General features: G+C 57.3%; 18 protein-coding genes and 1 tRNA gene. 4 read left to right on the top strand and 15 right to left on the bottom strand.

The features are described 5' to 3' along the window. Window positions 1-4: 4 nt before the first annotated feature. The gene (locus FGU71_RS01100) at window positions 5-1,678 is read right to left on the bottom strand and encodes an ArnT family glycosyltransferase (RefSeq protein WP_142786861.1); all 1,674 of its coding nucleotides are present in this window, start codon (window positions 1,676-1,678) and stop codon (window positions 5-7) included. 2 nt (window positions 1,679-1,680) lie between these two features. Beyond that, complete coding sequence (locus tag FGU71_RS01095) at window positions 1,681-2,706, bottom strand: glycosyltransferase family 2 protein (RefSeq protein WP_142786860.1); 1,026 nt, start codon at window positions 2,704-2,706, stop codon at window positions 1,681-1,683. 169 nt (window positions 2,707-2,875) lie between these two features. Between FGU71_RS01095 and FGU71_RS01090 the strand changes: the two genes are divergently transcribed. From FGU71_RS01090 to FGU71_RS01080, 3 genes are all read left to right on the top strand, one after another. Then, entirely contained in the window at window positions 2,876-3,790 is a 915-nt protein-coding gene (locus tag FGU71_RS01090; protein WP_142786859.1) for a DMT family transporter, read from the top strand. 101 nt (window positions 3,791-3,891) lie between these two features. Further along, window positions 3,892-5,727, top strand: coding sequence for a glutamine--fructose-6-phosphate transaminase (isomerizing) (gene glmS, locus FGU71_RS01085; protein ID WP_142786858.1), 1,836 nt, complete (start codon window positions 3,892-3,894; stop codon window positions 5,725-5,727). 121 nt (window positions 5,728-5,848) lie between these two features. Continuing rightward, on the top strand, window positions 5,849-8,179 hold the full coding sequence (locus tag FGU71_RS01080; RefSeq protein ID WP_234035583.1) for a putative bifunctional diguanylate cyclase/phosphodiesterase: 2,331 nt from the start codon (window positions 5,849-5,851) through the stop codon (window positions 8,177-8,179). A gap of 36 nt (window positions 8,180-8,215) precedes the next feature. Here the strand turns inward: FGU71_RS01080 and purQ are convergent, their stop codons facing one another. The 9 genes from purQ to infA form a co-directional block, all read right to left on the bottom strand. After that, on the bottom strand, window positions 8,216-8,905 hold the full coding sequence (gene purQ / locus FGU71_RS01075; RefSeq protein ID WP_142786856.1) for a phosphoribosylformylglycinamidine synthase subunit PurQ: 690 nt from the start codon (window positions 8,903-8,905) through the stop codon (window positions 8,216-8,218). Further along, on the bottom strand, window positions 8,905-9,156 hold the full coding sequence (gene purS / locus FGU71_RS01070; RefSeq protein WP_142786855.1) for a phosphoribosylformylglycinamidine synthase subunit PurS: 252 nt from the start codon (window positions 9,154-9,156) through the stop codon (window positions 8,905-8,907). The genes purQ and purS overlap by 1 nt, the downstream gene beginning before the upstream one ends. A gap of 127 nt (window positions 9,157-9,283) precedes the next feature. Next, window positions 9,284-12,178 (bottom strand): M16 family metallopeptidase, encoded by a 2,895-nt coding sequence (locus FGU71_RS01065; protein WP_234035582.1) that lies wholly within the window; start codon window positions 12,176-12,178, stop codon window positions 9,284-9,286. A 67-nt stretch (window positions 12,179-12,245) separates the two neighbouring features. Continuing rightward, window positions 12,246-13,052 (bottom strand): phosphoribosylaminoimidazolesuccinocarboxamide synthase, encoded by an 807-nt coding sequence (gene purC / locus FGU71_RS01060; RefSeq protein WP_142786854.1) that lies wholly within the window; start codon window positions 13,050-13,052, stop codon window positions 12,246-12,248. Window positions 13,053-13,090: 38 nt separating this feature from the next. Continuing rightward, window positions 13,091-13,165 (bottom strand) — tRNA-Phe (locus tag FGU71_RS01055). Window positions 13,166-13,284: 119 nt separating this feature from the next. Next, window positions 13,285-13,473, bottom strand: coding sequence for a DNA gyrase inhibitor YacG (gene yacG / locus FGU71_RS01050; RefSeq protein ID WP_142786853.1), 189 nt, complete (start codon window positions 13,471-13,473; stop codon window positions 13,285-13,287). After that, a complete protein-coding gene (locus FGU71_RS01045) occupies window positions 13,470-14,420 on the bottom strand; it encodes a ribonuclease E/G (RefSeq protein WP_142786852.1) in 951 nt (316 codons plus the stop codon). The genes yacG and FGU71_RS01045 overlap by 4 nt, the downstream gene beginning before the upstream one ends. Then, window positions 14,413-14,985 (bottom strand): Maf family protein, encoded by a 573-nt coding sequence (locus FGU71_RS01040; RefSeq protein WP_142786851.1) that lies wholly within the window; start codon window positions 14,983-14,985, stop codon window positions 14,413-14,415. Before FGU71_RS01040 ends, FGU71_RS01045 begins: the two co-directional genes overlap by 8 nt. 15 nt (window positions 14,986-15,000) lie before the next feature. After that, complete coding sequence (infA, locus tag FGU71_RS01035; RefSeq protein WP_108786584.1) at window positions 15,001-15,258, bottom strand: translation initiation factor IF-1; 258 nt, start codon at window positions 15,256-15,258, stop codon at window positions 15,001-15,003. Between the two features lie 222 nt (window positions 15,259-15,480). Here infA and FGU71_RS01030 point away from each other — a divergent pair, with 222 nt between their 5' ends. Then, window positions 15,481-18,678 (top strand): TonB-dependent receptor, encoded by a 3,198-nt coding sequence (locus FGU71_RS01030; RefSeq protein ID WP_142786850.1) that lies wholly within the window; start codon window positions 15,481-15,483, stop codon window positions 18,676-18,678. A 111-nt stretch (window positions 18,679-18,789) separates the two neighbouring features. Here the strand turns inward: FGU71_RS01030 and FGU71_RS01025 are convergent, their stop codons facing one another. From FGU71_RS01025 to FGU71_RS01010, 4 genes are all read right to left on the bottom strand, one after another. Beyond that, complete coding sequence (locus FGU71_RS01025; RefSeq protein WP_142786849.1) at window positions 18,790-19,614, bottom strand: alpha/beta fold hydrolase; 825 nt, start codon at window positions 19,612-19,614, stop codon at window positions 18,790-18,792. Then, window positions 19,614-21,233 carry a WS/DGAT/MGAT family O-acyltransferase gene (locus FGU71_RS01020; RefSeq protein WP_142786848.1) on the bottom strand — a complete coding sequence of 540 codons (1,620 nt, stop codon included), beginning with the start codon at window positions 21,231-21,233 and terminating at the stop codon, window positions 19,614-19,616. The genes FGU71_RS01025 and FGU71_RS01020 overlap by 1 nt, the downstream gene beginning before the upstream one ends. 183 nt (window positions 21,234-21,416) lie before the next feature. Then, window positions 21,417-22,634, bottom strand: coding sequence for a BaiN/RdsA family NAD(P)/FAD-dependent oxidoreductase (locus FGU71_RS01015; RefSeq protein WP_142786847.1), 1,218 nt, complete (start codon window positions 22,632-22,634; stop codon window positions 21,417-21,419). A 115-nt stretch (window positions 22,635-22,749) separates the two neighbouring features. Beyond that, entirely contained in the window at window positions 22,750-24,228 is a 1,479-nt protein-coding gene (locus FGU71_RS01010) for a peroxidase family protein (protein ID WP_234035581.1), read from the bottom strand. Window positions 24,229-24,332: the final 104 nt, after the last annotated feature.

Below are 24,332 nucleotides of genomic sequence, written 5' to 3'. Positions count from 1 at the left end.
ATCCTTAAAAGGCGGTCCAATATTTTTCTGGAGAATTGGCCGCCGGAATCGGCAGATTGTCGCCCCAGATCAGCCGCGTTTTTGATTGTCCGGGATTGGCAAGGGGCGTCTGGCCGCGATCCAGCGTGACTGTCTCTCCATCGGAATAGACGGTTTGGCCAATGATCAGATCATCGCCTTTAACGGTGTAGATGCCCGGCACCAGCACATCCCATTGCACTTGCTCGCCGCCATCCAAATCGCGCCCGGCAACAAAGATATCGCCCCAGTGACGGACGAAAGTGGTCTGTAACGCGGCAAAATCATCAGGATGATAAACATCCGTTCTGATACCGAGCAGAGCGCTGGTGAATTCGCGATTGTTATCGACCAGCAGCGGAACTGGTTTGGCTTGCATCGTCTCCAGCATGACGGGGCGACCGGTGGAAAGGTATTGATCGACGCCCCACTGCGTGCGGAAATGGTTCGCCTTTGGGAAAGGCGCGATCATCCCGCAGCAATCAAAATAATTGACCGGATCGGGAAACACCTGATGGACAGCATCAACCAAAATTCTCTGTTTTTCCGTGACCCCGCGCGCATCGACAATCCAGACCGCAGCCGCGCTTAAGGCAATCACTGCGGCGACCAGCGCAGTTCCGTATCGCTGTGTGATCACCGGCAGCGAGAACGCGCAGGCTACTGCGACCGGAGGGAGAATGAAGACGTAGAAATAGGGGAAGGAATTGTAGTAAAACAGCGGTGTCAGAACCGGAAGCCACAGGCCAATAATGGCTATCCGGCGGGTAACCCCGGCATTTGATTTCAGCACGATCCACGGGACCAATGCCGCCGCGATCAGCAATGGCAGCGCTGTAACAGCCCCTTTGGAAACAATGTCGAAACGGACATTGTCCAGAAATCCGATCATGCGAGAAGCGGAACTTCCCAAAGTACCGCTCGCCGATTGGGTGGCTTGCTCGGCTGCTCCGGCGGAATGAAGGGCGTACAATGCGGCGAACACTGCGATTGCCGTGACACCGGCGGCGATCCAACGAAGCGGGTAACGCCAGTCGAACCCTTCCTCATCCCAGCGATACAGCGCGATTCCGGCAAAGGCGGGAGCCCACAGCACGAATTTTATCGTAACCATGCCGGCAAGCCCAATAAGCGCACCCAGGGCAAGGATAGCTGGCAGTTTAAGCTGCGTTCGGGCGGCGATGGCAAGGCCGATTGTCAGACACGCGGCAACAATGGGGTCCACGCGGAAAGCGCTGCCATGTTGCAGCACAAAACCTGCGCCCAAATAGGCTCCGACTGCAATCAATGCTGTGCGGCGGTCTGAAAACTTTTCCGCTGTCAGCATAATGCCCAGAGCGGTGATTGCCAGGCACACAAACATGGTGAGCCGGGCAATGATGATGTGGTCGATTTCGCTGCCGGGCATAGCGGGCAGCCACCATGCGAAAAAGCGGGTGTGGATCGTTTGCAGCGGCTGAATGAATTCTCCGCGTGCGACGGTTTCGACCTGGCTATAAAACCAGAACTCGTCCCAGTTTACAGACCTGCCCAAAGCGGAAGACAAGTGCATCGCCGCCAGCACGCCGACAAGCGCATATAGCCACACGGCCGAACTCGCCGCCGGCAGCGATAGGCCGGTGCGCTCAGGTATCCTTGCCGGTGTGGCGGCGGCGGTCATGTTCAGGACGCTTTGCTATGGATTGTTTGAGTTGCGGATGCAGTAATTGACGCTTGGGCCTGATCGCTGGCGCGATCTGCTGCCTCCAGCTTTTCCTCGATCCGGCGAAGTTTTAGCATGCTGGCTTCCATCAACTTGCGGTTGGTGGCGATCAGATCGGCCAGAATGCCGAGCGTCGTAACCAGAACGCCAACCGTCAGCAACGCGCCGCCGATCACCAGTGACTGAATATGGCCATCGCCCTGTCCGATGATAAAGAACCAAAGGAACCGCGCCATGGGCATTAATCCGATCAAAGTGAGCGCGGAACCTAGCAACACAAAGACACGCAATGCGTTGAACGTTGTGTAGGCGCGGGTGATCGTGACGCCGGTATTCATGATGAAACGCGGAATGGATTTGAACAGGCGCGAAGGGCGCGTGGCGGCGTTCGTGCGGATTGGTACAGACAGGATCGCCAAGCGTTTGCGCCCTGCCTGGATCAGCATGTCCGTGGTGTAGCTGAAATCGGTGGTGATATTGATCCGCTGCGCCGCATCGCGGCTGATCGCGCGAAATCCGCTGACCGCATCGGTAATATCGGTTGCTGAAAGCGTGCGGACAACTGTGCTGCCGAGGCGCTGCAAGAGGCGTTTGAAAGGCGAAAAATGGGCATTGTCTGCGACTGAACGGTCGCCAATAACAATATCGGCTTCACCGGCTACAACCGGAGCAACGATCTGAGCGATGTCTTCGCCTGCATATTGCCCGTCTGCATCGGTGTTGACGATTATGTTTGCGCCTTCGGCAAGACATTTGTCGATCCCGTTGCGGAATGCTTCTGCAAGGCCGCGATTGCCGCGGTGGCGGACGATATGATGCACACCCCAACGCCGCGCGACGCCCGATGTGTCATCCGAAGAACCATCATCGATAATCAGATATTCGATCACGTCCACTCCCGGCAGGCTGCGCGGCAGTTTGGCGAGTGTGTCGGGCAGCACTTCGGCTTCGTTAAGGCACGGGATCTGGATGATCAGCTTTGTCATGACGGTCGGTTTGCCCCTGATTTGCGCAAAAATACGCAGGTGTAGAGCCTCGATACCGTGCGGTGTTTAATCAAACGTAAACCATGAACATCAGCAATTGGTTTGTGGCTTGTGTTTCGCGGCTGCGAAGTTCAGTGGGCCGTATGAAGTGGGCGCGCGGGATGATGCGATGACGAAAGATGAACGCGCGGGCTTGGCTTATGCAGCGACGGGTTTTGCGATCCTGTCTGTGGGTGATGCCGTGGTTAAGAGTATGGCTGGTGAATGGCCGCCCTACGCCGTGGCCGGTCTGCGCTTTACCATCGGAGCGATTGCGCTGTCGGTTTTACTGTGGCGCCGCGAAGGCGTGGAGGCTTTCCGGCCTACCAATCCGTGGTTGCAGGTTGCCCGCGGGTTCTGCCTCGCCATGGCGTCTGTTGCATTCTTCTCGGCAGTTTACCTTATGCCTCTGGCAGAAGCGATGGCGATTGCCTTTCTCGCACCTGTTTTGACACAGCTGCTTGCGGGATTGTTGCTGGGTGAGACCGTTCGCCGCGCGGTTTGGTTCGTTTCGGTTGTTGCATTGCTGGGCGTGGCTATCATCCTGCGCCCAAATCTTTCGGAGCTTGGTTGGGCGGCATTTCTTCCGCTGGTTTCTGCCTGTTTCTTTGCCTTGATGATGGTCGCCAATCGGGCCAGCGCTGGGCAGGGCAGCGCGCTGTCGATGCAGGTTTTTATAGCCGCCCTGTGCGCACCGGTTCTGCTTGTGATTTGTCTGGGCGCCAAATTCTCGGGGATTGCCGAGCTTGATTTCGGGTGGCCCAGCTGGAGCGTGGTCGCGCGCTGCACCCTTGTCGCGATCACAGCAACAACGGCGCACTGGCTCGCCTATGTCGGCACAGCCAAAGCGGGTGCATCACAGGTCGCGCCCGCGATATACGTGCAGATGCTGATTGCCATCGCTCTGGGCTGGGCGGTGTTCGGTGATAAACCCGATATGCTGACGATTGCGGGCGCCAGCCTGATTATCGGGTCGGGGCTTTATCTATGGCGCGACGGGCTGAAATCGTCGAATCCAATTAAATCTGGCCCAACAACCCGTTAGAATTGAAAAATTTTTGACTTGTCTCAAGTCTCTGTTCACCAGACATGCTTAAAGGGGCAGCAATCATAACGGCCACCGGCCAATAGGAGATTTGTTCAAGCATGTGCGGCATTATCGGAATTGTAGGCAGCGAAGCGGTGGCGGATCGTTTGGTCGATGGGCTGAAACGAATGGAATATCGCGGATATGACAGTTCGGGCATTTGCACCCTGCATGACGGCCAATTGGTCCGCCGGCGGGCGAAGGGCAAGCTTGCCAATCTGGTAAATGTGCTGCGTGAAAGTGACGCTCCGGGAAGTATCGGGATTGCCCATACACGTTGGGCCACGCACGGCGCGCCCACAGCCGAAAATGCGCATCCGCATGCGACAGAAGAAGTCGCGATTGTCCATAACGGCATCATTGAGAATTTTAAGGAATTGCGCGCCGAGCTGGCCGCCAAAGGGCGTATTTTCGAAAGCGAAACCGATAGCGAAGTCGTGGCGCATCTGATTTCGGACCAGATCGAGGCGGGGGCGGACCCTGTTGCTGCGGTAAAGGCTGTTTTGCCGCGATTGCGCGGTGCCTTTGCCCTTGCGATTGCATTTCGTGAATACCCCGATCTGTTGATCGGTGCGCGCCTCGGGTCGCCGCTTGTCGTGGGATACGGCCCCGAAGGCGATGATGCGGAAATGTATCTGGGGTCTGACGCACTGGCGCTGGCGCCTCTGACTCAGCGTATTGCCTATCTCGAAGAAGGCGACTGGGTCGTTCTTGGCCATTCAGGCGCGCAGATTTTTGACGCCGACAACAATGAGGTTACCCGCGAAATTCAAGCCTCGGGCGCTTCGGCGGCGGCGGTTGAGAAGGGCAATTATCGCCACTTCATGCAGAAAGAGATTTTCGAGCAGCCGACCGTGGTTGCGCAAACGCTTTCGTCTTATCTGCGCCGTGACAACAATTCAGTCGCGCTGCCGCAGTTTGATTTTGATCTCTCTTCGGTCAAACGGCTCACTATCGTTGCTTGCGGCACGTCCTATTACGCCGGAATGGTCGCCAAATATTGGTTTGAGCAATTCGCGCGTGTGCCAGTCGATATCGATGTCGCCTCCGAATTCAGGTATCGCAATCCGGTATTGGAGGATGGAGGCTTGGCGTTGTTTATCTCCCAGAGCGGGGAAACGGCGGATACTTTGGCGGCGCTGCGCCATTGCAAGGAAAACGGGCAGATCATCGGTGTCGTTGTAAACGTCCCGACCAGCACGATGGCCCGCGAAGCGGATTTGCTGTTGCCAACGCATGCGGGCCCGGAAATCGGGGTGGCCTCAACCAAGGCTTTTACCTGTCAGCTGGCGGTTCTGGCAGCTCTCGCGGCGAATATGGCGGTGGTAAAGGGTCTGGTCTCTCGCGAGGAAGAGATGGAGATCGTGCGGCACCTGCTCGAAGCGCCGGCCGCGCTTAATGATGCGCTAAAGCATGATGACGATATTGCCGCGATGGCGCCATTGGTCGCCCCGGCCCGCGATGTTTTGTATCTCGGGCGTGGTCAGGATTACCCGCTCGCGCTCGAAGGGGCGCTAAAACTCAAAGAAATCAGCTATATCCATGCCGAAGGTTATGCCAGCGGAGAGATGAAGCACGGCCCCATCGCCTTGATCGATGATGAGGTTCCGGTGGTGGTAATTGCGCCGTCGGGTCCGCTGTTCGAAAAAACAGTGTCGAATATGGAAGAGGTCCGGGCGCGCGGCGGCCAAGTTGTGCTCATTTCAGACGCAGAAGGTATCTCCAGCGCTGGAGAAGGGTGCATCGCAACGATCGAAATGCCAGTGGTTCACCCGCTGATCGCGCCGCTAGTCTATGCCATTCCTGTGCAGCTACTGGCCTATCATGTCGCGGTGGTGAAGGGCACAGATGTGGATCAACCACGAAATCTTGCGAAATCGGTGACTGTTGAGTGATCTGAAAAACGCAAAACTTTTTTGAAAAAAAGCGACTTAGCTGCCTAAAGTTTTACCGGGCTATAACCTTTTACACTTAACTCGCTTGATTGTGAGTGACCCCAATTCTTCCTCTTCACAGGTGGCGCAGCCCAACCTGTCCGCATCCGCTGTGCTCGGTCTGAGGAATCAGGGCGATGCCGAGTGGGTGCGTCTTCGCGGATTGCAGTTCTCTGCTCTTGCCGGACAAACCTTTCACCGGGTCTATGCTCATGCGGTTATGGCGGTCCTTGTGGCGCAGCTGTATTTTGAGCATATCAGTCTCGTATGGCTTGTTGGTTGGGTCGCCGCGCTCGCGCTGATCAATTTCCGCGGGACAAGGTTTGACCGATCGCTCGCGAACACCGATCGACGGGCTCTGCAACCCACTGAATTTTTCCAGCAAACGATAAATTCGGTCGTGTCGGGCATGTTATGGTCTGTTCCGATCCTGTTTTTTGCGCCGCTTGGCTCCGCTGGGGATTTGGCTGCTCTCCTACTTATTCTTGCCATGCTGACGCTTGGCTCGATAACTTTCTATTCCGCCGCTCCGGCTGCGGTCGCCTCGCTTACGGCCTTGGTCGGGTTGGCGACTGCGACACATCTCATAATCTTCGAAATGTGGTTTCTCGCGGTGTGCAGCGGCTTTTTCACGGTCACAGCTTTGCTCGGCACGATCACTGTCTGTCGGACTTTCCTCAAAGCGAGGCTCGCCGAATGCAATCTTGCCGAGAAAGAAGAAGTTGTCTCGTTGCTGCTGAGAGAGTTCGAAGAGAACGAAGCGGATTGGCTTTGGGAAATCGACACCAACCGGAAATTGCGTTCTATCAGCCCGCGCTTCGCTTTTGCCCTCGGTTACCGGCAAGAGGAAGCCGAAGGCAAACCGTTGATGGAGCTGATCTCAAGCAAGAACTGCAAACCTAGCGATTACGCCCCAAGCCTGCGCGAATTGGCTGGACGTCTGAAACATCGCGAGAATTTTTCGAACCTTCTGGTTCATGTGACCATTAACGGCGACGAGCGCTGGTGGGAGCTTTCAGGCACGCCGATGCGCGATGATCGTGACCGTTTCGTCGGGTTCCGCGGCGTTGGCTCTGACGTTACCGAACAACGCGAATCCAGCGAGAAGATCGCTTATCTGGCGCGCTACGATACGCTCACCTCGCTTCCGAACCGTCTGCAACTGCACGAAGCGCTTGGCGATGCGTTAAGTTATGCCGCGCAATGGCGCACGCGCTGCGCATTGATGATGGTCGATCTCGATCGCTTCAAGGCGGTGAATGATTCGCTGGGTCATATGACCGGTGACAAATTGCTCGCGCAGGTTTCTTCCCGGCTTCAGTCGATTCTTGGCAAAGACCAGATGTGTGGCCGTTTGGGCGGAGATGAATTCGCAATCGTCATCCGTGATGCCAGCAATAGCGACAGAATCGAAGATATCGCGCGAAAGGTCATTGCAACCTTGTCCGAACCTTACGAGGTTGATCAGCATACGCTGTATGTCGGAGCCAGTGTCGGATCGGCATATGGGCCGCGTGACGGGGATACGGTCGAAGAATTGATGCGAAATGCCGATCTTGCCCTTTACCGGGCGAAAGACACAGGCGGCGGCGCGCATTGCCGCTTTGAACCTGCGCTGCATGCCTCTGCCGAAGAACGCCGCCGTCTCGAGGCGTCTTTGCGCCAGGCCATACTTAGCGACGAATTCGTGCTGCATTATCAGCCCGTGGTCGATGCACGCAGCGAAAAAATCGTCAGTTTTGAAGCGCTCGTGCGTTGGAACAGCCCGGAGCACGGCTTTGTCAGTCCGGGCAAATTCATCCCGCTCGCAGAAGACACCCGTCTTATTGTCCCGATCGGCAGATGGGTTTTGCAGCAAGCCTGCATGGAGGCGCGCGCATGGCCCGAACACGTGAAAGTCAATGTCAACGTATCGCCCGAGCAATTGCTTGAGCCGCATTTCCATGAGGAAGTGATTGAGGCTCTGGCGACCAGCGGACTGCGGCCTGAACGGCTGGAAGTCGAAGTGACAGAGAGCATCTTTGTCCGTGACGCCACGACTGCGCGAAATTCGCTGGAGCAGATTATGGCGCTGGGTTGTTCTGTGGCGCTTGATGATTTTGGCACCGGCTATTCATCGCTAGGCTACCTGCGGACGCTGCGTTTCTCGACGATCAAGGTTGACCGCAGCTTTGTTCAGGGTGCGGCGCAGAAGAGCAACGAAAGTCTCGCCATTATCAATGCCGTGGTCGCAATGGCCAAAAGCCTCGATATGACGACGACGGCCGAAGGTGTGGAAACGCCGGAAGAAGCGGAGCTTATCCGCAATCTTGGCTGCGATAAAATTCAAGGGTTCTACTTTGGCCGTCCGATGGTCAAAGAAGACGCCCGCCGCCTGTTCAAACGGCATACGCGCCAATTGAAAGCAGGGTGAAAAGCGGGGTGAGGCAGCGGATTAACGCGAACGGGGTCAGGCGCTCGCTAGTGCTGTGATTACGCCTTCAAACAATCGCTTTCCATCATCACCGCCCAAAGACGGGTGGGACGCGGGAGAAATGGCGCGTTCGGGATGCGGCATCATGCCAAGAACCCGGCCATTCTCGCTAAGAATACCGGCAATATCGCGCTGTGATCCGTTGACCGGCTCATTATACCGAAATGCCACGCGGCCTTCGTTTTCGAGAGCATCCAACGTCGCAGTGTCGGCGAAATAATTGCCATCGTGATGCGCCACGGGAATTCGAATGGTTTCCCCCTGGTTATAGCCTTGGGTGAATGGTGACGCGGTGTTCTCCACTGTCAACGCAACTGTGCGGCAGACGAAGGTTTGCCCCGCATTGCGCATCAGAGCGCCTGGCAAAAGGCCGCTTTCGGTGAGCACCTGAAACCCGTTGCACACGCCGAGCACCGGAACGCCGCGCTGCGCCGCATTCACGACCGCGCGCATGATTGGGCTTTTCGCCGCCATCGCGCCGGATCGCAGATAGTCTCCGTAAGAAAAGCCGCCGGGAAGGGCGATAAAGTCGAGCCCCTCGGGCAGATCAGCATCCCCGTGCCAGATGCGGATCGCGGGTTTCCCCAGAGCCGCTTCGATAGCCACCGCCATATCGCGGTCGCAATTTGATCCGGGGAACGTGATGACGCCAGCTTTGAAAGCCATCAGGCGGTTTCCTTCTCGCCTTCGAGTTTTTCAATCGCGAAATCTTCGATGACCAAATTGGCGAGCAATTTTTCGCACATCGTGTTGAGCGTTTCGTCGCTTGTATTATCGGCCACATCCATTTCGATCATCCGGCCAATGCGAACATCCTCTACGCCATCAAAGCCGAGCCCTTCGAGCGAATGATGGACGGCGCGGCCCTGAGGATCGAGTACGCCGGGCTTGAGACGGACAAGGATGCGGACTTTCATGGGCGATTCCTGATTGGTGCTGCGATACTGCGAAGCAGCCTATAACGAGGATGGAGGAAGGCGCAATCGCTTGCCGCGCCTTGCCCACTCTCGCGAACAGGCTCACCTTGGGTTGAACCTGCTGGGATCAGCCCGCAGCTGAGCTTGGTGTGCCGGCGTCTTTTGCCGCTTCGCCGGGAAGAACATGCACCTCCACCGCCGCGGCCGGATCAAGATATTGCAGCGCTTCTGCCTGAATATCTTCCGGTGTGATTGCGTTGAGCAGATCAGGGGCAGCAAACCAGCGTTTGAGCCGGTCCGGTTCACTTTGCGCACGCGCAGCTAGGCTCATCCAGCCGCCCAGACCTTTTAACGCATTGGCATAGGATTCCAGGATCGGCTTACGCGCGCGTTCGATCACGTCCTGATCGATTGGATCACTGCGTAGGTCTTCGATCAGATTGAGCACCGCTTTGCGCGCCGCGTTCACTTCATCCACATCGACCGATGCAGCGATGGAGAATGTGCCGTAATCATCGTAAATCCGGCTGGTAGAGCTGCCTGCAGACGGTGAGTAGGCCTGGCCCAGATCCTCGCGCAGACGGTCGGTCAGTTCTAATCTCACCACGCGCGCCAACAGCGCAAGGCGGAGGCTTTCGGCAAAATCTGTGTCATCCGTCGTCGGCCAGATCATCCGCACGACTGCCTGATCTGCCTCGCCTTCATGTTCAATCGCCGTGAGGCCGCGATCTTGCGTGAATGTGCGTTTTCGCGCCTCGGAACGCGGTTGGAAATCCGCCTCACGCGGCGGGAGAGCCGCGATCGTTGATGCGACCGCAGCAATTGCGGCAGCTTCATCCAGATCGCCTACCATTGCGATTTCTACCGCCCCGTTTCGCAATCGGTCAGCGATTGCGCTTTGCAGGTTTGGGAAATCAAGCGCGAGGTAGTCCTCTTTGGATTGCAGCGAGAAACGCGGATCGCCATCCGATAGCCGCGCGCCAATAGCCGTGCTGTACGCGCGCCCCGGTGTTGAACGCAGCGTTTCAAAGAAATTGTCGATCCCTTTGCGAAAGCGCTCGACGCCCTCTGCGCGGTACCCCGGATCGGTAAGGATCGCTGCAAATACCTGCATTTGCAGATCAAGATCGCGGGCTGTGGTGGTCCCGCCCATCGTGAACCCATCCGCGCCGCTGCCAAAGCCATAGGAAACGCTCCGCCCGGCAAGAACAGTCTGCAGCTCATCGACAGAATGCGCGCCAAGCCCGCCAGCGATCAAGGAGTCGGCCAGATAGACGCGCAAGGGATCATCGCGGGTCCGCAGCAGATTGCCGCCATCAATCCGCACCGAAACACGGATGCGATCTTCGCGAATGTCGGTTTTTTTCAGATTAAGCCTGACACCATTGGCAAAAATCAACTTGCGAATGCCCAGCGCATCGTCGGTTTGATCTGCCACGACCTCGCCTGCTTCGCCAAAATCGCCATAGGCGAATTCGAGGATACCGGTATCCTGAGGTGCCGCAATCGGCAGCGACATGGCTTCGGTAAAGGCGCTGCGCAGTGCCTCTTCCCCTCCGCCGGGCGCGGTGCGGCCGCTAAACCGGATCAGCGGGTTGGTAAGCGGCGCGGCGTGATCCAGCACAGCCTGGTGGACTGCCTCCGGCGTGATGTCAGAGGCGATGGCTTCAAATTGCGCGAGAATATAGTCGGGTGTTGCAGGGACCCTGTCATTGGCCACGAGGCTGAGCGCGCTGCCTGCGAAATAGCTGTTGGAATAGGTGCTGAAACCGGAGACTGCATTTTCCGCCGCCGTGCGCTGTCGTTTGATCTGTTCGTCCACTTCGGCGGCGGTGAAGCCATAGGTCAGCGCTTCATTGACGATACGTATGGCGGCAAGCATCCCTGCGCGCCATTCACCGTCTACAGTGCTGACGCCGACCGACGTGCTGCGTGCATCCTCAAAAATATCGCCGGTGGAATAGCTTGCTCCGCGATAGGGAGCGTCTGCTTGTCTGGCCAACCGCGCCAGACGCCGGTTGATGATAGCATAGCCAATCGCGCGGATCAGCTGGGTCTGGCGATTGGCGAGTGTGTCGGGCTCATGCTTCCATGGGCTCAGCCGAAAGATTTGCACGCTTTCCGACAGCGCCGGGTCGACATAAATGTCGGTTAAACCCTCGCGGGTCACGTCAACCGGGCCGGTCAGCGGCTCAACCGGCGCGCCGCCAGCCTTCCAGTCGGAGAATTTGGCGCGAACGGCGGCTTCCATCACTTCGACCGGAAAATCTCCGACGATCACCAGAACGGTGTTGGCCGGGGTGTATGTGCGTTCATAAAGCGCGCGCATCTGATCGGCGCTGGCGGTTTCGAGAACTTCGATTGTCCCGATTGGCAATCGCTGCGCAAAGCGCGCTTCGGGGGCTGAAAACGCAAAATTGTCCTCCCGCGCCCGCTCGGCAAATCCGGCGCGGTCGCGCCGTTCAGCCAGCACGACGCCGCGTTCGCGCTCCACTGCGTCCTGAGCAATTGTAAGCTCGCTTGCGGTTTCACGCATCAGCATCAATGCCGTGTCCAGCAATGCTTCATCGTTGCGCGGCAGGTTGAGCTTGTAGGTGATTGCTTCCAAACCCGTGGACGCATTGGTATCGGCGCCAAAGGCCAACCCTTCACGTTCCAGCAGTTTGATCATTTCGCCTTCGGGAATGTTTCGCGACCCGTTAAACGCCATATGTTCGAGGAAATGCGAAAGGCCGCGTTCGTTTTCCGCTTCATCCAGCGACCCTGAATCGATCCGCATACGGACCAGAGCAGTGCCTTCGGGCGTGCCATTTTGCCGCAGGATATAGCGCATTCCATTGCCGAGCCGGCCAAAGGTGTAGCCCGGATCGACCTCTACATCGCTGGTTTCGAAGGCCCAGAGGGGATCATCAGTTGCCAGCTCATCGCTTGCCAGATCCTGCGCGGCGACAGGCTGGAATACAGCCACAGCGGGAAACGCAACAAGCAGAGCGCAGCCAAGCGCGCGGGGAAATAGCATCATAAGTTAAAGGCGGGCCCTGAATAATCTGTTCAGGCGCACTGTAACGCAAGAATTCTGTCTGTCAGCTTTACTTCTTGGGTGCGGGCGGAGTTCCGCGAAGACGCGTGCGGTGGCTTGATAGATCAAGCACCTCGCCGGGGTTGCTGTCTTCATCCTGAAGCAAGCCAAGCCGGCGCGCGACCTCGCGATATGCCTCTTCCTCGCCGCCGAGATCGCGGCGGAAACGGTCCTTGTCCAGTTTCTCGCCCGTTTTCATGTCCCACAGGCGGCAGCCATCCGGGCTGATTTCATCTGCCAGAATGACGCGGCTGTAATCGCCATCGTAAAGCCGGCCAAACTCCAGTTTGAAATCGACCAGACGGATATCAATCGCTGCAAACATGCCGCACATGAAATCATTGATGCGGATCGCCATCGAGGAGATGTCGTGCATTTCCTCATGCGTGGCCCATTGGAAACAGGCGATGTGCTCTTCAGCGATCAAAGGATCGCCCAGCGCATCATCCTTGTAATAATATTCGATCAGGGTGTGCGGTAGCGGTTCACCTTCTTCAAGACCAAGCCGTTTGCAGATCGAACCGGCGGCAACATTGCGCAGCACGACTTCGATCGGGATGATTTCCACCTGACGGACAAGCTGTTCGCGCATGTTGAGGCGGCGAATGAAATGGGTTGGTATGCCGATGTGAGACAGGCGGCTGAACACATGCTCGCTGATGCGATTGTTGATCACACCCTTGCCGTTGATCGTGCCTTTTTTCTCGGCGTTGAAAGCCGTCGCATCATCTTTGAAATACTGGATGATCGTGCCTGGCTCTGGACCCTCGTAGAGGATTTTAGCCTTGCCTTCGTAAATCTGGCGACGACGGGACATATGCGGAGCCTCCCAGCTCTGTTGCAAACCGCAAAGCGTGGTGCCCGGGGGCGGAATCGAACCACCGACACGCGGATTTTCAATCCGCTGCTCTACCCCTGAGCTACCCGGGCACTCGCTGCGGCGACGGTCATGTCTGAATCAGCCAGACCGGCGAGCAAATGAGTGCGGGCCTATGGCGAACCCTCGCGCGCTTGGCAAGAGGAAATGGCCATTATCTGTCTAAAGAGGTTTAGTCCTGTGCATCCCAATCGGCGCTGGCGATTTCTTCGGGAGATGCCGGACGCGCGGGCACAGCATAGCCATCGCCAAACCACTTCGCGAGATCGCGGTCCTTGCACCGGGTCGAACAAAACGGTGTGTGTTCCTCGCTGCGCGGCTTTTTACAGATCGGGCAGGGTTTTTGCGGCTTCGTGCTCATGATCCGATTATTTGGGCCTGCGCCGCTTCAAGTGCAAGGGACGGACTTGTTTCAATCCGCACCTGTTTGCCGGTACGGCGCGCCAATTCATCCAGCCATTCGGGTTTTAATTCGGATTTAAGAGCAGGGTGCACGGTCATCAGAATTACGCCGTGACCCTCGGCCTGTTCTGCGCGGCGCAGCGCCATTCGCGCGCACATTGCCGTGCGTGACGTGGCAAAACGTTGGAGCAATGAAGGGCCTTCAAGCCGTGCGACCAGCTGGACAAAGCCAAACCCGTTCATGGCGGTGCGTTCATGCGGCCAATCGGAAAGGTGCTTATCCAGAAGCGCATCGATCCTCTTGCGCTCGGATTTTTCGGTGATCGTTGGAAAATCCACGCCGATATTCCCGCCAATATCGAACCATCTCAACGCTTTGGCGATGGCGGGGATTGCGCCGGGATTGCCGTTTTTGATGTCACTGCAATCGATGTCGATCAGTGTCATAGCGGGGGTGGGCGAAACCAGAAGCGATCCCCCCTCGAACTCCAATGCACCTGCCGCTGCGCTGGGCCAGACTTCTTCCCATAAACCAGCCGGAAACCGGCGGACTGTTTTGCCCTGCGGAAGAGGCGCCGCGGAAACGGGCGCGTCATCTGTGCAAAACCGGGCTTGAGCAAGTTTTAGCCGGCCGCGTTCGGCAATTGGCGCGCGAACAATGCGGAGCGTGATTTGCGCCCCTTCTGTCACATCACGGGGAAGCTGATCGACCAGCACAGCTGTACCGCCGTGCAAGTGCGCCGTGCCCCGGCGTGCCCCTGCGTTTTTGGAGGTCAGATGCGCTGAAGCGACCATTCCGGCATAGAGTTCGCCCGGCCAGTAAACCTTTGCCGCGCAAACCTCGTCGTTTTCGACCAGCAAAGCGCGGTGTTCGCCGATGCCTTCTTCGATCAGCCATTCAGCCAATGGGAAACCCTGCGGATTTGAGCAGAGCGCGGGTTTCGTAAAGCGGCAGGCCCATAACGCTGGAATGGCTGCCGCGCATCCATTGGATCAGCGCCTCGGCACGCCCCTGAATAGCGTATCCGCCCGCTTTGCCGCGCCATTCATCGCCGGCAAGATAGGCGTCAATTTCATCGCGGCTGAGTGATTTGAATCGCACCACATTTTCGCTGAGGCGCGATTTAAGCGAACCATCCGGCAGACGAAGAACCACGCTGGAAAGCACGGTGTGCCGCCGCCCTGAAAGCAATTCGAGACAGCGCCGCGCTTCGATCGCATCCTCGGTTTTGGGCAGGATTCGCCGCCCTGCCGCGACCACTGTGTCACCGGCCAGGACAAAGCCGGGCGCATCAAGAGCCGCCGCTTTTTCCTCACCCATGCGCAGCGCATAGTCGCGCGGCCGCTCTCCATCGCGGGGTGTCTCGTCGATATCTGCTGGCGCGATTGCATCCGGCACAATTCCAAGCCGTGCGAGCAAATCGCGCCGTCTTGGGCTCGCCGAAGCCAGAGTCAGGTGAAGGGCGCTCATCAGCGCGCCGTGCAATTATGCGGGGCCGGGGCCCTGACCGGGGCCGCCGCGACCGGGCATAAAGCGATAGGTGATGCGCGCCTTGGTCAAATCATATGGCGTGAGTTCGCACAGCACTTCATCGCCCACCAGCACACGGATGCGGTTTTTCCGCATTTTGCCTGCTGTGTGGCCGAGCACTTCATGGCCGTTTTCAAGCTCTACCCGGAACATCGCATTGGGCAGCAGCTCGACGACGCGCCCGCGCATTTCGAGGAGTTCTTCCTTGGCCATGTATTTCCTTTACATTGAGACACCAAAAAAGATGGCGTCTGTCGATCATGGCGCGCCGTTTAACGATGACTGCAGCAAAAGGAAAGCCTTCTGCGACATTTGATCGTCCAGAGCGGAACCCGCCGCGCCGCGGCAAGTTGATAGGCCATACCAAGCTCCGCAATGCAATTCGATACAATTCAGCCGCTTGTTTGAACAACGCGTCCCTATCAAAGGTCAATCATGATCCCCTATCTCTCCTCTCGCGCAAAACTGCGCTCCGGTGTGTGTGCAGCAACCACGTGGATCGGCCTGTTGGCTGTGCCCGGTGTCGCATACGCTGATAATGTCGCGAACGAGAACGCAGCCGAGGCAGCGGCAACGCAGCAATCGCAATCCGACCAAACCGCCCAGGATCCCCGCGATGAGCAGGGTGTTGGTGTCGGGGAAATCGTTGTCAGTGCTGGCCGGCTGCGCGGACAGCTAAATGTGGAGCAAGCCCCGCTTCTTGAGCTCGGAGAGGAAGATATCGCTGCCGAAGGCGTGACTTCGATTTCCGAATTGATCACCCAGATCAGCAATCAGACAGGCTCTGCCCGCGGCCGCGGCGGCGGCGGCCGCCCCGTCATTCTGATCAATGGTATCCGCGTCGGGTCATTCCGCGAATTTGCCAATTACCCGCCCGAATCGCTTGCCCGCGTAGAGGTTTTCCCAGAAGAAACAGCACAGCGATTTGGCTTTCCGCCTGATCGCAGGGTCATCAATCTTATCCTGAAAGACGATTACCGCAACGCCGAAGTGGAATTCGAATTCGAAGGCCCATCACGCGGCGGTTATAATGTGCGCGAACAACAGCTTGGTTTCCTGCAAATCGCCAATGGTGCGCGTATCAACGTAAACCTTGAAGCTAGCGATACATCGCTGCTGACCGAGGATGAGCGCGATATCATTCAGACGCCGTCTTCGATTTCCGATATCGCTGGCGATCCCGATCAGGCGGCCTTTCGCAGCCTGATTGCGGACAGCCGCTCGCTAGAGGGTAATATCAGCTGGGCGAAAGCCTTCATCGACAGCGGCACATCGGTTAGCGCGAATATCAATTATGACCGGTCCGACCGCCGCACTTTGCAGGGTCTCAACACGGTTCTGCTAACTGATGATTCCGGCAACAGCGCGGTGCGCACTTTTGGCGCGGACACGCCTCTGGAACAGCGCGTTGCGGTCGATACGATTTCAAGCTCGGGCTCGATCACAAAGCCGGTTAATGCATTTCGTCTGACGACCACGTTTGATGCCAGTATCGCCGAAACAACGCGCGAGATTGATCGCAGGTTTGATACCACCACCTTCGAAGCAGATGCTTTGGCTGGCACGTTTGCCCTTGATGGTGCTTTGCCCAGCAGCGTTGCACCGGGTTTCGAGGTTGCCGACAGCCGCAATATCAGTGCAAGCACGCTGAATACGCTACGCGGCCCCTTGGCCGATCTGCCAGCCGGAGAGCTGCTTGCGACCTTCGATGTCGGGTACAACTGGACCAATCTGCAATCCTCTGACAGCCGCACACTTCAATCCGCGGATCTGACGCGCGGCGAACTATCAACCGGCGTCAATCTGGTCATTCCGATCACCAGCCGCCGCACGGGCTTTGCCGATGCGCTGGGCAGCTTCTCACTCAACGCGCAAATCGGCTTGGATCACCTGTCCGATTTCGGAACCTTGGGCGATTACACGATTGGTCTGACATGGGAGCCGACCGATACGCTCAATCTGTCCGCAACATATATCCAGCGCGAGGTCGCGCCGTCTTTGTCGGCACTGGGCGATCCCGAAGTCACGACATTCAACGCGCCGGTGTTTGATTTTACCAATGGCGAAACTGTGCTCGCCAATGTGACAACCGGCGGTAATCCCGATCTGCTGGCAGAGACCCAGCGCGACTGGAAATTTGCCGCGAACTGGGAATTGCCGTTCTGGGAAAATACCCGTTTTACAGTCGAGTATGTCCGCAACCGGTCAGACGATGTAACCAGCGGTTTTCCCGTAATTTCGCCTGAGATCGAAGCTGCTTTTCCGGGCCGTGTCACACGCGATGCCGGTGGCCGGTTGCTGGCGGTGGATAACCGCGCGGTTACCTTTGCCGAAACGCGGGCAGATCGTCTGCAATTCGGTTTGTCGACCAGAGGCAGCATTGGCGGTAGCAGTCGCGGCGGACGGCCCGGAGGAGGCCCGCCCGGTGGCGGCAGGCCGCAAAGCGGCGGCTCTGATGCGAATGGCGGCGGAGAGGCTCAAGGGCGGCCTCAAGGCGAGGGAGCAGGCAGACCAGAAAGCGGTGCGCCAAGCGCCGACCAGCGCGCCGCATTCATGCAATTCCGCACCCGTATTTGCGCAGATGACGGATTGGATGTTCTCATCCGTCTGGTCGAAGCGAGCGAGAATGGAGAGGACCTCTCCACCGTTATCCCAGGCTTTGATGCCCAGCGTTTCGAACGGCTGCTTTCGCGGGTTCGCGATGATAACGGGGACGTTGATCAAGAACGGCTCGCCGCTGTCAGAGAACAAATTTGCAGCGTTGACCCGGCCAGCTTTGGCGGACCTCCCGGTGACGCGCCTGATGGCGAACGCCCGCAAGGGTTTGCCGCATTCCGGGCAATCGCCTGCGCCGATGATGGCGCCGCGCGTATTCGCGCGCTAATCGCCCGGATCGAGGCGGGCGAAGACGTATCGGATGAATTGCCCGGTTTTGATCCCAGCATGGCCGGTATGATGCTGGGCCGGCTGCGCGATGAAAATGGCAATATCAGCGATGAACGCATCGCGTCTTTGCGTGAGCGTTTCTGTTCAGCCGAAGCCGGTGGTCAAGGCGGTCAGAGCCAAGCTGCCCAAAGCGGCGGGCAAAGCGGCGGCGGGCAGGCCCGCGGCGGCCCTCCCGGTGGTTTCAACCCGCTCGCCCAGCGCTCATTTTCTGGCTTCCGTTACTTTGTCTCGCTCAATCACACTCTTGAGCTGGAAAATGAGATTATCATTGCTCCGGGCCTTGCCCCGCTGGATCAGCTCGACGGCGACGCCACAGGGGCATTCGGCTTCCCGCGCAACAGCACCCGGCTTGAAGCTGGCGTCTTCGGCTCGGGCATTGGGATGCGGCTTTCGGGCATTTACACCGGTGAAACACGGCTGAACGGTTCGGGTCTGCCGGGCAGCAGCGATATCTTCTTTGAAGATTTGCTGCGGTTTGACCTGCGCCTGTTCTCCAATGTCGGGGAGCTGATCGGCAAGAACGAAGGCGTTCTTAAAAATCTGCGGATCAGCCTGCGCGCTGATAACATTTTCGACGCGCGCCGTGATGTTACCGATGAAAGCGGGAATACGCCGATCAATTATCAGCAGTTCCTGATTGACCCGACTGGCCGTTTCATCGGGATTGATATCAGAAAACTGTTCTAAGCCTGATCGTCATACGTTCCTGATAAAACGGGGCCCAAACACAACAAGGCCGCAGCTTCTCTTGGGAAAAGCTGCGGCCCTTTATTTGTTTGGCGTAATCGCGATGACCGCTCAGGGAAGGTCGAGGCGGACCTTTGGAAACAGAAGGCGTTGATGGATTTTGGCTTCGAATGGAGCCCAATCGCCCTCTTTCTGAGCCAGTCGATCCGCCAGAGCGATCATCACGCTCGGGTTCACGCCAAGCCCGCAATGGCTGGCATAAACTTCGATGTTTTCAAACGGCTGCGTCTCATGTCCCTTATGAGCATGTTGGACACTGCCGCGCCAATGGACCACGCCATCGGTTTTGGTCCAGATCGATGTTGTCGGAACAGGCGGAGCGATATCGAGCCCCTCGAACTGGCCGCCGCGCAATTTTTCGGGCTCATCGCCGTTAAACAGCTTGAACAGGCGCGCTGCGTTGGTGTGATTGCGATCATCGGAAATCGGGCTGCCCAGACTGATGACCTGGCGCACTTTTTCAGGGTGAAGTTTGGCCAATTCGCGTGCCAGCACGCCGCCAAGGCTCCAACCGATCAGCGAAACCTTGCGGCCCGTATCTTTGAAATGGCGGTTAAGCTGATGCTCAAGCCGCGACAAGAGCTCTTCATTTACCCGAATATTGCGGCCAGCTTCCCAGCCATGCGCATCATAATTCAAGCGTTTGAGCAGTCTGCGCATCGGCACGGTCGAACTGTCGGTCGCCATGAAGCCGGGCAACGCCATAACCGGATGACCATCGCCCTTTGGCAATGTCATCAATAAAGGTGCGGTCGCATAAAATGCGCCGAGTTCAAAGAAGGCGCGGCCTTCGGCGAGAGTCCAGAACCGGTTGGGCGGAACTGCTGCGGGCAGTTCAAGTCCACCGGCATGCGGACTGGGGGCCATGCTTGCCATTATTTCGTCTCCTTCGACTTGCGACCAATTGTAGTTGTAGGTTTGCGCTTCGCCGCTGCTTTTGATGGTGTTTTTCGGGCGGTCGAAGTTTTGGTTGAGGCTGCTCTTTTGGCGGGCGCTTTGCGCGCCGTGGTTTTCGGAGCAGGCGTTTTAGCGGGCGCGGATTTATCTGGCCGGGCTTTTGAAGCCTGCGTCTTGGATGCGGGTTTGCCTTCGACAGCTCGCGCTGCGGCCAGCATATCATCAAAGCTATCTTGCAGACACTGCGAATAAAATTCCGGGTCGGGCATGATATCCCGGCACGCCGTGAAACTGATAATCGCTTCGTCGACATAGCTTTGGACAATATGGGCAAGGCCCAGACCATCCGTCAGACAGATCAGGGAAAGCGCCATACTTTCCATCCGCGCACCGGCGGAATAAATGTGGATCGGCGGGCCCGGTACATTCGTCACAACGGTGTTGAATGGCATCGCGACGCGGTGGGCCAGGCTGACGCGGCTGAACAATTGCGAACCCAGCGCCATATAAAGCAGCGGGTTGACCTTGCTGACCTCTGTCATGGTGCGAGCGCCCAGCGCGTTGGTCATGGCTTTGGAATTGCTTGTCTGGGCAAACACATAATCAAGCCGTTCTTTCGGATCGACGATATGCGTGCCCAGCGGTGCAATCATAGCTGCGACCTGATTGCCCATATCGCCTTTTTCATTGTCCGAACGGACCGAAATGGGCGCCATCGCCGTCATGGTCGATTTAGGCAGATCGTCTTTCGCGGTAAGATATTTGTTCAGCGCACCGCCGATAATCGACAATGCCACATCGTTCACTTTCGCCTCGGGCAACAGCGCGCGGATTGATTTCAAATCGGTCAGCGAGAAACTGCGCCCTTCCACCACGCGGTGCGATGAGATCGAGCGGTTAAAGCGCGTGCGCGGCGGGACAAGATCGGTGCTCAACTTAAAATCGCGGGTCACCAGACCTTTGATTGCACTGGCCACACCGGGGATAGCCTGCGCGGCAACCTGCGCCTGTTTAAGCGGATTGAGCAGCGCGTTGATATAGGATTTGCCGAGCAATTCAGCCGGTCCGGGGATCTTTTCCGGTTTCCAGTCATCGGGCTTGTTCGGCGGCGCTGTGGAAGGGGTGACGGTGTGAAGCGCCTCCATCAAATCAATCCCGCTCATCCCGTCGATCGCCGAATGATGGACTTTGGTTACAAATCCAAAGCAACCGGGCGGAAAATCGCGGACATTGTCCAGCCCTTCGATAACGGTGAATTCCCATGGCGGACGGGTGAGGTCCATCGGGCGGGCGTGAATCCGCGCTGTCTGGATACACAATTGCCGCCAATCGCCCGGTTTGGGCAGCGCGACGTGCCGGACATGATATTCCAGATCGAAATCAGGATCTTCGATCCAGTATGGATAATCCAGATCCAGCGGGACGCGGACCAAACGCTGGCGCATTGTCTTGGACAATTGCATCCGGTCTCTGAAAAATTGCAGGATATCTTTGAATCTGACAAAACCGCCGGGCGCAGTAGCCGGATTGTAGATAAGCAAGTTACCGATATGCATCGGCGAATTTGGCGATTCCAACGCTACGAACGATGAATCCATGCCCTGCAATTGACGCAAGGTTCTCTCCCGCTGTCCTGGTGCCCCGCCGCGGCATCTTGTATGCTCACGCAGCTCGAGGGTGACCTGGCCTTTTGGCTCTATGACCGAGGGGTAAGCGGGTTTCAGTCTTGTTACAACCCTAGCGGGCGTAAGTGTTACGATTCTTAACGTTTCCGTGTAACATTATTTCACGCGCGCAGGGTCTGACATGGCCTCAGCCGCAGCCGCGCCGCTCGCCCAGGCCCATTGGAAATTATACCCGCCGAGCCATCCGGTGACATCCACTGCTTCGCCTATCGCATAGAGCCCGGGCACTTTCTTGGCCTCCATGGTTTGTGATGACAATTCAGCGGTTGAAATGCCGCCGATGGTTACTTCTGCTTTGGCAAAGCCTTCTGTCCCGTTGGGAGTAAAGCGCCAATCGGCCAATTGCTGACCGGCGAGGCGCAAGGCTTTGTCCGGCACGTTGCTGAATTCCGTTTCGATGCCGATACGGTCGGCCAATGCATCGGCAAGCCGGTCCGGCAGATGATGGCGCAGCACGGTTCGCAAGTTGGCGCGCGGGTAATCTTTTTTCAAACCGATCAGCCATTCTGCGTCCGCTTCGGGAAGGAAAGTGATGCCGATCTCTTCGCCGTGGCGCCAATAGGACGAGATTTGCAGGATCGCGGGTCCCGATAGCCCTTTATGCGTGAACAGCGCAGCTTCGGCGAATTCCGCTTTCTTTTTGCCACTGCCAGCGCGCGCCGAAACCGGAGCGGACACCCCCGATAGTTCGCGGAAAAGCACATCATCTCCGCCCAGCGTCAGCGGCACCAGCGCGGGGCGCGGTTCGACCACTTTCAGCCCGAATTGGCGCGCGAGATCATAGGCAAAGCTGCTCGCACCCATTTTCGGGATCGATGGTCCGCCGGTTGCTATCACCAGTTTTGGGGCCGTGAATATCTGGCCGCTGGCCATCACAGCGAACCGGTTATCCTCGTGTTCGACAGCCGTAACCTCTGCCTCGCAAATGACATCCACTCTATCATCCGGACATTCATCCAGCAGCATCTGCACGATCTGTTTCGCAGAGCCATCGCAGAACAGCTGACCCAGCGTCTTTTCATGCCAGGTGATGCCATGGGCATTCACAAGATCGATGAAGTTTTGCGCGGTGTAACGGGCGAGGGCGGATTTGGCGAAATGCGGATTGTCGGACAGGAAATTGCCCGGACCAGCATTTACATTGGTGAAATTGCAGCGCCCGCCGCCAGAGATCAGGATCTTCTTGCCTGGCTTATCGGCCTTTTCCAGCACTGCGACACGCATGCCTTTTTGACCTGCGCGCGCGGCGGCCATCAGGCCGGCTGCACCTGCGCCAAGGATGATTGCGTCATAGGATGTTGGGGAAGCGGCCATTTCGATCCGATAGGCGTGCAGCGGATGAATGCCAATTGCTGAAACCACAAAAAGAGCGGAGCAGAACACGCCGGGGCCGGCTGTGTTCCGCTCCGCTCACTGCAACGCAGGCCGTTCAGGGCTGGGCCACCGTCACAAGTTTGCCAAGCGTGTTCCATTCGGCGCGCGGGGCCCAATTGCGGTTCGCGCCGAGATAGGAATGATCGTCCAGTTCAAGAAGACCGATGAGAACCTCGGCCACGATGGTCGCGCCTACCGGGCCCAAGCCTTCGCCTTTCTTGGTTCCACCGCCCACTTCGGCGCGGCCAATCACCTCGGCTTCGGCGAGCAGATACAGCCACAGCGGTATGCCTTCGTCACCAAAATCGCTGTTGATGTCATTGGCTTTCTTGACGACTTTGTTGATGTCGGCCTGATCGATACCCATCAATTCAGCGATCTTCTCGCCAGCGGGCAAAAGAAAAGCATTACCGCGCAGCAGATTGCGAGTGGCGAGCGATTTTTCCGCCGCATTGCCATCCACAAAAGGCAGATCGAGCAGATCGCCCGCAAGCAGCGTATCCAGTTTTTGCGCGCGCTCTACCGTGCGGTTTTCCGGCGTGAACAAAAGCTCGTGCCAGTCGACGACTGCATCAGGGTCGGTGAGAGGGCCGAAACCGCGGCCAAGTTTCGTACCGAACAGTTCAAACCGGTTGCCGTTTTTCTGGACCTGAATTTTCATCGGAATCATGGAATGGCCGAACCGGTAAGCCGCGACTGAAAATTCCACCGGGATCAACGGAACATGGCCGCAATAATATTCGCGTCCGCAGCCAAGAATGCGCTCGACCACCGGTTTGCCGCACATATCGGTAAGCAGATCGTTCACCACGGCCCATTGATAATGCCACGTGGTGGTTCGCCGCGCCGCTTCGTACAGGTCATGCCCTTCCAGTGTTTCGGCATCGGGATCGGCCATGCTTTCATCGTAGAGCGTTTGCGCCACGTGATTGTGGAACCGGATGATTGCCAGTTGGATCTGGCTGATGATGCGGTTTTCATCGTTGCGCGGATCGCCGATGATCGCCCGGTTGTTGGGATCGGGCGCGCGGAACAGATCATGTTCGTAAAGGCCCGCTTGACCGGGATTATCTGCACCGGTCAACAGCTTTACGCCCGCAAACGGCCCCGGCTTGTTGCCAATACGGTCCTGATTAAACAGGTATGGCTGCGCCTCCGGCCCGAGCCCATATATGCAATCCAGATCCAGCGTGGGCGTGCGGACATTCGCAATTTCGCCCGGATTGTCGATCACGCTGTCGAACGTGGTGGACGCGTCCAGTGTGATATCGTGGTCTACGAACTGACCAAAAAACACCATGCCGACAGGTACGCTGTCGGTCCGCCCCTTGTCATCGGGGTCTTCCATATTGCCGCCGGCCTTGCCGGTTTCGATGAGAATGTCGGGCCGCGTGTAATTGGGGGCAAGATCGCCAAACAATCGGCCGAAACGATCATCCCGGTCGCCGTCATCATTCTCGCCATATTGGCTCATGCGACAATATGGCGAAAGCCCCTCTAATGGCTTCATACCATGGTGTTCTGAATTACTCATGCGATTGCCTCCTGTTAATCAGTTTTAGGCAACCCGTTATTATTTTTATATTTGTCAGTTCATCTGATTTGATCGTTAAATGACAATAGAGTGCGTCAGTATTG

Source organism: Erythrobacter insulae (assembly GCF_007004095.1).
Lineage (GTDB): Bacteria > Pseudomonadota > Alphaproteobacteria > Sphingomonadales > Sphingomonadaceae > Erythrobacter > Erythrobacter insulae.
The sequence above is the reverse complement of the archived record's forward strand: the minus strand, read 5'-3'. Positions and strand labels throughout refer to the sequence as shown.